Annotated in this window: 10 protein-coding genes and 2 pseudogenes; all 12 read left to right on the top strand. The window is 63.9% G+C overall.

Annotated features, from left to right (window positions below; all coding sequences use genetic code 11):
- Positions 1-62 precede the first annotated feature (62 nt).
- Positions 63-155: pseudogene (locus tag I5M_RS31500) on the top strand (6-carboxytetrahydropterin synthase); the annotation flags it as partial.
- A gap of 29 nt (positions 156-184) precedes the next feature.
- Positions 185-610: a RusA family crossover junction endodeoxyribonuclease gene (locus I5M_RS19250; protein ID WP_022722889.1), complete on the top strand. Its 426-nt coding sequence runs from the start codon at positions 185-187 to the stop codon at positions 608-610.
- 74 nt (positions 611-684) lie between these two features.
- On the top strand, positions 685-906 hold the full coding sequence (locus I5M_RS19245; protein ID WP_022722888.1) for a hypothetical protein: 222 nt from the start codon (positions 685-687) through the stop codon (positions 904-906).
- 1,063 nt (positions 907-1,969) lie between these two features.
- Entirely contained in the window at positions 1,970-2,602 is a 633-nt protein-coding gene (locus I5M_RS19235; RefSeq protein ID WP_022722886.1) for a hypothetical protein, read from the top strand.
- Complete coding sequence (locus I5M_RS19230) at positions 2,599-3,948, top strand: DnaB-like helicase C-terminal domain-containing protein (RefSeq protein WP_022722885.1); 1,350 nt, start codon at positions 2,599-2,601, stop codon at positions 3,946-3,948. Before I5M_RS19235 ends, I5M_RS19230 begins: the two co-directional genes overlap by 4 nt.
- 211 nt (positions 3,949-4,159) lie before the next feature.
- Complete coding sequence (locus I5M_RS32815; protein WP_022722884.1) at positions 4,160-4,315, top strand: hypothetical protein; 156 nt, start codon at positions 4,160-4,162, stop codon at positions 4,313-4,315.
- 344 nt (positions 4,316-4,659) lie between these two features.
- On the top strand, positions 4,660-4,947 hold the full coding sequence (locus I5M_RS30990; protein WP_148287907.1) for a hypothetical protein: 288 nt from the start codon (positions 4,660-4,662) through the stop codon (positions 4,945-4,947).
- On the top strand, positions 4,947-5,420 hold the full coding sequence (locus I5M_RS19215; RefSeq protein WP_022722882.1) for a hypothetical protein: 474 nt from the start codon (positions 4,947-4,949) through the stop codon (positions 5,418-5,420). The genes I5M_RS30990 and I5M_RS19215 overlap by 1 nt, the downstream gene beginning before the upstream one ends.
- A 2-nt stretch (positions 5,421-5,422) precedes the next feature.
- Positions 5,423-6,073, top strand: a complete 651-nt coding sequence (locus I5M_RS19210) for a hypothetical protein (RefSeq protein WP_031337056.1) — start codon at positions 5,423-5,425, stop codon at positions 6,071-6,073.
- Positions 6,070-6,261 carry a hypothetical protein gene (locus I5M_RS19205; RefSeq protein WP_022722880.1) on the top strand — a complete coding sequence of 64 codons (192 nt, stop codon included), beginning with the start codon at positions 6,070-6,072 and terminating at the stop codon, positions 6,259-6,261. Before I5M_RS19210 ends, I5M_RS19205 begins: the two co-directional genes overlap by 4 nt.
- Positions 6,262-6,642: 381 nt before the next feature.
- Entirely contained in the window at positions 6,643-6,873 is a 231-nt protein-coding gene (locus tag I5M_RS19200) for a hypothetical protein (protein WP_022722879.1), read from the top strand.
- A 253-nt stretch (positions 6,874-7,126) separates the two neighbouring features.
- Positions 7,127-7,535: pseudogene (locus I5M_RS33800) on the top strand (hypothetical protein); the annotation flags it as partial.

Raw genomic sequence — 7,535 nt, 5'->3', positions numbered from 1 at the left:
CTACATCAGCGGGCAATACGCCCGATATCGGCATGTCCGCCGTCCCACCTCGTCAGAGACCGATGAAGATCACCCAAGCGTTCCGGTTCGAAGCCGCCCACCATTTGCCGCATGTCCCCGAGACCCACCGTTGCCGGCGGCTGCATGGCCATTCCACGACGCCGAAGGCGATGAGGATTGAGCCATGACCGATCCGGTCACCATCATCGTCGCCGGTGATCCGCAAGGCAAAGGGCGCGCTCGCGCCTTTCGCCGCGGTAACTTCATCGGCCACTATACCCCGGAAAAGACCCGCACCTATGAGGGCATCATTCGCTCTCTGGCGATGGACGCGATGAGCGGGCGACTACCGATCGAGGCTCCGGTCGAAATTGATCTGTCGATCATCTTCGCGGTGCCGGCGTCGTGGTCTCAGAAGAAGCGGGCGCAGGCCATCGCTGGCGAGATCAAGCCAGCGAAGAAACCGGACGCCGACAACGTCATCAAGGCGTTCACCGATGCGATGAACGGGGTCGTGTTCAAGGATGATGCCCAGATCGTAGCCGGCCGTTTCGCCAAGGCTTACGGGCCGGCGGCCGTGGTCGTCGCGACCGTGCGTGAGGTGGTGTGATGCGCGCGGCGCGGGTGGAGCGGCCGGGCGATCTGTTCGCAGCGGCCACGTAGCATCAGAGAGCAGGGGTCAACATGACCGACAATGTCACACCGCTTCCGGTAGTGCGGGTTGAGCGCCACGAGGCGCTAACCCCGGCCGCGATGCTCGATACGATCCAGCGCATCTACAAGCTGGTGCATGTGCCGACGAGTCAGACGCCGCACAAGCGGGCTGGAGATCATTTTGCTGCTGACTTCGAGGCCATCCGCAAGATGTGCAGGCCGTTTTGTATCACAGCAGAAGATCAGCGATGACCAGAGACGCCGACGCCTTCCGCGACTGGCGCGATCAGGCAGATGCAGCCGATCTGCTTGCCACGGCGAANAGCTTCGGCGCGAAGTTGAAGCGCGTCGGGCAGGAGCATGTCGGTCCGTGCCCGGCATGCGGCGGAACGGATAGGCTGGGCATCAACCCCGCAAAGCGCAAATGGGTTTGCCGCGGCGCGGACGGCGGCGCCGGCGCGATCGGGCTGTCGATGCACGTCGGCAAGCGGACGTTTCTGGAGGCCTGCGAGCTGCTGACCGGACGCCCGAATCCATCGGGTCGCGAGGCCAAGCCGCTCAGCCCGGAAGAACTAGAAGAGATCGACCGCCGCCGCGCCGATAACGAGGCCGCCCAAGCCGCCAGGGAGGCCGAGGAAGCGTCCCGCCGCGAAGCCACGAAGGAAGACGCCGCCGCGGTCTGGAACGCCTCTGTGCCGCTCGCTGGGACGCTGGGAGAGGTTTACCTGCATGGCTTCAAGCATCCGACCCCTCCGGGTGGATGGCCGGACTGTTTGCGCTTTCATCCATCGCTCGGCATCCATGGCGTCGGCCGGTTCGCAGCGCTCGTCGCGCGGGTCGATGATCTCGACGGAAACCTGACCGGCATCTGGCGCGAGTTCATCGGTCCGGATGGGCGCAAAGCGTCGGTGCCGAGCCAGAAGATGGGCCTGGGGCCTGTGGCGGGCGGTGCTATCCGCCTCGGCGGCGTCGGACCGAAGGTCGGCGTTGCAGAAGGTCTACGCACCGCGCTCGGCGCTTGGGCGATGATCGGCTACGCCTACCCGGTTTGGCCGCTGTTATCGACCGCCGGCCTCATCGGCTTCGAAATCCCTCTGGCGGTGCAAAGCATGGTCGGTTTCCCCGATGGCGATATGCCGATGCGCTGGGACCCGAACCGCAATCAGTACATCCAATGCGAGCCGCCAGGACGCGCCGCCATGCGGTCGCTGAAAGACCGGGCGATCGCTGAAGGCGTTGGGTTCGTTATGGCTGCCGAGCCGCCGGCATTGATCGACTACGAGAATTTGTGGAATGCGGCGCGGGAGGAAGTGGCGTGACCGTAGCGGCGCTGTTTGTAGAGCGGAACGGTTGTTACTTTGGACTTCCGGACGTCGATCCGTGGGACATCTGGCGCGATGCCCGCTGGTACGACGGACCGTGGCCGGTCGTGGCGCATCCCCCGTGCGAGCGTTGGGGGCGGTACTGGCACGGATCGCCATGCAAACCGCATCAGTTCAGGCTTGGTCAGGATGGCGGCTGTTTCGCTGCCGCTCTGATGGCCGTTCGAAACTTCGGCGGCGTAATCGAGCACCCGGCCTATTCGAACGCGTGGCGTCATTTCGGTCTGGCGGCGCCGCCTGCCAAAGGTGGGTGGGTCTCCGCCGATTCCTTCGGAGGTTCGACATGCCATGTCGAGCAAGGCCATTACGGCCACATGGCTCGGAAGGCGACGTGGCTCTACGCGGTTCGCGCTGAGCTACCAGATCTGATCTGGGGAGCCGGCGAACAGCGGTTGCCGCAAATAGCCCTTGAACGTCACGGCTATGAGAAGGCCCGCAGGACCGGCGTGATGGCTTATGTCGGTGGGAAGAATAAGGCGCAAATTCGTGCTGCGACACCGCCAGCGTTCCGTGATGTGCTGCTGTCGATCGCGAAGTCGGCTGGTGGCCGGGAGCTAGCAGCATGATCGCCGACGCCTCCGCATCAGAACGCAATTTCTTGGGTTGTTTGCTGCTCTCCCCACACGCATACTACGCGACGGCGGAGACCGTGACGCCGGATATGTTCTCGGATCAGAACCTAGCCGCGATCTATTCGGCGATGCAGAAGGCGGCTGAGGCTGGCCAATCTGTGGGAATTCCAGTTCTGCGCACGAAGCTCCCCGCCGAATTACCCGGGGCCGGTCCGACGGAGCCGATGCTGTGGGTGCTCCGGGAGAACGCCCGCGACGCCGGATCGGCCGACGACTACGCCGGGGCCATCGCCGAGGTTGCCGCGCAGCGCCGTTTGCAGGCCCTTGGGGACTGGATCAAGGCCGAGACGGGAAAAGGCGCCCGTGGCATCGAAGAACTCGCTGCTGAGGCCGCTGTTCGGCTGCAGGACATCATGGCGGTGTCGGCGCCGGTCCGGCCAAAGCAGATTGGGGAAGTAGCGCATCACGTCTTGCGCCAAGCCAACGACGCATATTCGGGGCAGGCCGTCCCCGGCCTGACCACCGGACTCGTGCCACTCGACGAGATCGCCGGCATGATGCTGGGGGGCGATCTAGTGGTGCTGATCGCGAGCCAGGCCGACGGCAAATCCGCGCTCGCGGCTCAGATCGGGATGCACGCGGCGCGCGGCGGCCGGCCGGTGCTCATGTTCAGCTTTGAAATGAGCGCCGATCAGCTTGCGGCCCGGGAGGTCTCGGCCCTATCCGAGATCCCCGTCAGTCAAATCCACGAAGGCACGTTCGACGCGTTCCAGTGGCAGGACATCGCCGCATCGGAGCAGACCCTGCGAAGCGTCCCGTTCCACATCGTGGACTCGGAGCAGATGACGGTGAGGCAGATGCGAGCCCAGGCGCTGGCGATGAAGCGCAACGCCGGCCTCTCGCTGGTCATCATCGACCAGCTCGACAAGATCAAAGCGGATGGCAAGCACCGCGACCGCTTCGAACGCATGGCCGAGGTCACCGGCGACGTGAAGCGCATGGCGAAGGGGCTTGGCGTCCCGGTGATCCTGCTGGCCCAGCGCACCCGCGGCGCGCAACGCAAGGACGATCCGACGCCTGATATCCTCGACGCGGACGCGCCGAGTCTTGAGCGCGACGCGGACCTGATCATCGGCCTCTGGCGCCGCGTGAACTGGCTCCGCCGGCACCGCCCCGAGCGCGGCGGTGAAGAAGAACTCACAAAATGGCAAGCCGATATGGCGCGCTGCGCCGATCGTGCCGATGTGATCTGCCTGAAACGGCGCCGAGGAAAAGCCTTCGAGCAGCGGGCGCTGACGTTCCGGGGGCAGACGATGCGGTTCGAAGTACCGGAGACGTAAACAATCATTTCGCAGGAGCGATCATGACCGAGAGACCGACGCCGCTGTGCGGAAATTGCGAATACTTCGATGGCGGTGGGATGCGCGATGGAGCGTGGGTCCACTTTGAAGGCGATTGCCACAATCCACACTCTGACCAGTTTCAGACTCGACAGAACCAGACGTGCGATCACTTTTACCCGTGCTCGACACGGTGGCCGCAGGAGAGCGCATGATGTGGTGGCTACTGCTGTACTTCGCCCCGCCGGTCGCGGCCATGTTCTTCGCGCCGAGCTATCAGATGTTCGGCCGCGTATGGCTGTTCAATCTGGTATCGCTGTTCGCGTGGCCGGTCTTGGCGTTGATGATCCCGATGGAGCGGCACTAATGGGGTCGGTAGGATTATACAAGGCGCGTCTCACTTATCATAATCTGACGCCCGCTATGCGTGACCTGGTGGCGCGCCGAACTGCGCCGTTTCTCGACACGAACGGGGTTCGGAAGCCGCTCACCCACCTACTTGAAGAAGCTTATCTGCAGGGCATGAGCGACGCAGTTGCGGCAACAGTTTCACTCACTCGGAAGGACTAACCGTCTGTGACCCCCGCGCTCGCCAGTCTCTGCGCCGAGTTTAACATCGCTGCGGTCCCGACCGCGAAGCGGCGTGAGCCCGGCGAGACGTGCGCTGTCGGAACGCTGGAGCGCATCTTGGCGACGCGGGGATCTGATCACATGCGCGACGTGCTGATGACCTTGATGGAGACGACGAACCACAAGAGAGAGCTGACCGCGCCGGTGCTGTACGCGATCAGCGATATCCTGGCGGCGCATCCGTCATGGTTCTGCGGGTCGCGCTGGTTCGAAGCGATCGACGGGATCGACATCGGCGCCATTCGGGACCGAGCCCGCACGATGCGCCCCGTCCCGCCGCGTCACGCCATCGCAGCGATGTTGCTGGAACGGCTGCAGCAGCATTTCGAGCCAGAGCCGCAGCAGGACTTGTTCGGGGAGAAGGCGTGATGAGCGATGAAGAGCGAAAAGACCCGCCGGTCGAAGAACTGGATTATGTCGGCGGCGTAAAGGTTGTTGACTTCGGCGACATTCGCATCGCTCGCGGGAAAAGTCGTCGTCCGTTTCGGTTATGTCGTCACCTGCGTTTGACCTACGACCAGTCGGAACGCCGCATTTGGTGTCAGGATTGCGAGACAAACGTCGAAGCGTTCGACGCCTTCCTGATCTTGGTCGAATGGCACGATCGCGCCGTCAAGGCGATCGATCGCCGGCTAGAATCTGTCAAAGATGCGGAGGCGCATAGCCTGCGGTCGCTGGCTGCGCGGGCAGTCGACAAAGCGTGGTCGAGCCTGTCGTCGCTCCCGACCTGTCCGACGTGTCAGTCAGGTCTATTTCCGGAAGACTTCAAAGATGGCCGCTTTGGCAGCGTTGGGCGTGAATATGCCGAGGCGCTCCGCTCGAAACGCAAGGGGGATAAGTGACCATGTGGACGCCTGAGATCGTTCGCCAGCGCTTCGTCGAGGCCGCCGACGTTGAACGCCGGCTGCCGCGGGTGAGGGGCCCGCGCGCCGGATCGTTCTGGCCCGGCTACGGCTTCACCGAGAAGGAGCGCGCCGGCTGGACCGAACAGGACCAGGCCGAAGACCGCCAGCGCTGGGCAGAGCGCCGCGCCGTCACCGCGTCCGAGCTGTCCCGATATTCCGAGGTGGTGGGATGGACGATCGACCGCATCGGAACGGTCGAGATGCGGCATCTCGTGTGGTGTTTCACGTTCTGCCAAGTCATTCCTGGCCGCTCCTTCGTATCCGAATGTAATCGGCGCGGCTGGGCAAGATCGACCGCCTATGCAAGACTTGAGCGGCTGTGGATTAGTCTTGCGAATACGCTGGGTAAGGCGGCTGTACCGTTGCGTGCGGCAGGTAAATCAGGGGATGGACAGATCATCGCCGGATCGGCACCTTCTGAACATACGCTGGCGCAACTCGTCCCGAGCGCCGCGGCGGTCCCGAACAAGCCGTTCCGCACCGAACCGAGCCGCGATCTCCCCGAGGCCCGCGACTTCGAATGGGCGCAGGATCAATCGGAGCGAGCCGCCCGTCGCCGCCGCAAGCTCGGGCTGGAGGACGCGGCGTGAGGCAGCTGCAGACCAACTACCCGACCCGCAAGCTCGGCACACCGGTGGACAAAGAAGCGATCAAGCGCCACGCTTTCGCCGACCAGGGCGTGGTGGTTGTGAGCGTCAACGACACCCGCCTCGACGACTTCGAGCGGCAGTTTCTCAAGAACATCGGCCTCAAGATCTTCGGGCCGAAGCGGCAGTAATTCGACAACCTGTCAGCATTGCTTGCAGGTTCGCCGTCCGAGGCCGGGTGGTCCGGCAGCCCTCCTTGGGGCGTTTCCTCCCTAGACTGGCCCGCTGGCTCACGCTGGCGGGCCGCTTTTATTCAGGAGCCGAGAATGGGTTGCCAGTACTGCGGCATGCCGCACCCCGGCGGCGGCATCTGCCCCTCGATCAAGGCGATCGAGTATTACCCGGACGGTAATGTTAAGCGCGTCGAGATGCGCGATCCGATGGGTTTGCCAGTGTCGCCAGTCACGGATTACCGCCCGCCGTCGCCGTGGGTCTTGCCGTCAGCATTCCCCGTCACATGCCTAGCTGGCGAGGCAAGCCATGGCGTCATGCCAAACATTTAGGAGCTTCGCATGGGCGACGTGATCGATAGAGCAGTTTTCGACGAAGCCAAGGCGCGGTTCCTCAGGCATCGAGCCGAGATCAAGCGTCTCACGGATTCGCCACCGGATCGCATGGTCAGGGCAGGAGACGACCTCGCCATGGGCCGCGCCGACCCCGAGCTGGAGGAATACGCGGCCACCTCCGGGTACGTCGCACCGGACAACGACTGCGCCTGGTCCAAGATGATGCGTGACCAATAATTTAGCAGGGGTCACGAAACCTAAATGGCGAAAGCACCAGCCGATATCCGTTCTTTGGCGCGCCGGCATACCGAAACCGCGATCCGGACGCTCGCCAAGATCATGACCACCAAGGACGCCCCGGAAGCAGCCCGCGTCTCGGCCGCAAATAGCCTGCTCGATCGCGGCTGGGGCAAGGCTCCGCAGGCCATCACTGGCCCCGGCGGCGGCCCAATCCAGACCGTCGACCTGACCAACGCCACCGAGGACCAGCTTGCAGCCCTTGAAGCTCTCTTTGGACGGCTTGCCTTCGCCGGCGGCGATGCTGCTGGCGATCCGGGAGGAAAAGGCGCGCCGCAAGTCAGCGTCACAGGTCGCGTTGAGCCTGCACCTGCATCCTCGGCAGTGGACGGCGTTCGAGACCAAGGCGACTGAGGTTCTGTACGGCGGCGCCGCCGGGGGCGGGAAGTCGCACCTGATGCGGGTCGGGCTGATCAGCTGGTGCGCGGCGATCGGCGGGCTGCAATGCTACCTGTTCCGGAGAATCCGGGACGACCTGATCAAGAACCATATGGAGGGGCCGAAGGGCTTCCGCGCCATGCTGGCAGGCTGGGTCGCGCAGGGCCTGTGCCAGATCGTCGAGGACGAGATCAGGTTCTGGAACGGGTCGAAAATCTACCTGT

This window comes from Rhodopseudomonas sp. B29 (assembly GCF_000333455.1).
In the GTDB taxonomy this organism is placed as follows: domain Bacteria; phylum Pseudomonadota; class Alphaproteobacteria; order Rhizobiales; family Xanthobacteraceae; genus Rhodopseudomonas.
Note: the sequence above shows the minus strand (reverse complement) of the source record. Positions and strands in the feature narration are given on the sequence as shown.

Bases quoted from the DNA above. Each gene is read 5' to 3' on its own strand.
- I5M_RS30990 (WP_148287907.1), top strand. From the start codon at position 4,660: ATGCGCGACGTGCTGATGACCTTGATGGAGACGACGAACCACAAGAGA.
- I5M_RS19230 (WP_022722885.1), top strand. From the start codon at position 2,599: ATGATCGCCGACGCCTCCGCATCAGAACGCAATTTCTTGGGTTGTTTG.
- I5M_RS32815 (WP_022722884.1), top strand. From the start codon at position 4,160: ATGATGTGGTGGCTACTGCTGTACTTCGCCCCGCCGGTCGCGGCCATG.
- I5M_RS19245 (WP_022722888.1), top strand. From the start codon at position 685: ATGACCGACAATGTCACACCGCTTCCGGTAGTGCGGGTTGAGCGCCAC.
- I5M_RS19250 (WP_022722889.1), top strand. From the start codon at position 185: ATGACCGATCCGGTCACCATCATCGTCGCCGGTGATCCGCAAGGCAAA.
- I5M_RS19200 (WP_022722879.1), top strand. From the start codon at position 6,643: ATGGGCGACGTGATCGATAGAGCAGTTTTCGACGAAGCCAAGGCGCGG.
- I5M_RS19210 (WP_031337056.1), top strand. From the start codon at position 5,423: ATGTGGACGCCTGAGATCGTTCGCCAGCGCTTCGTCGAGGCCGCCGAC.
- I5M_RS19215 (WP_022722882.1), top strand. From the start codon at position 4,947: ATGAGCGATGAAGAGCGAAAAGACCCGCCGGTCGAAGAACTGGATTAT.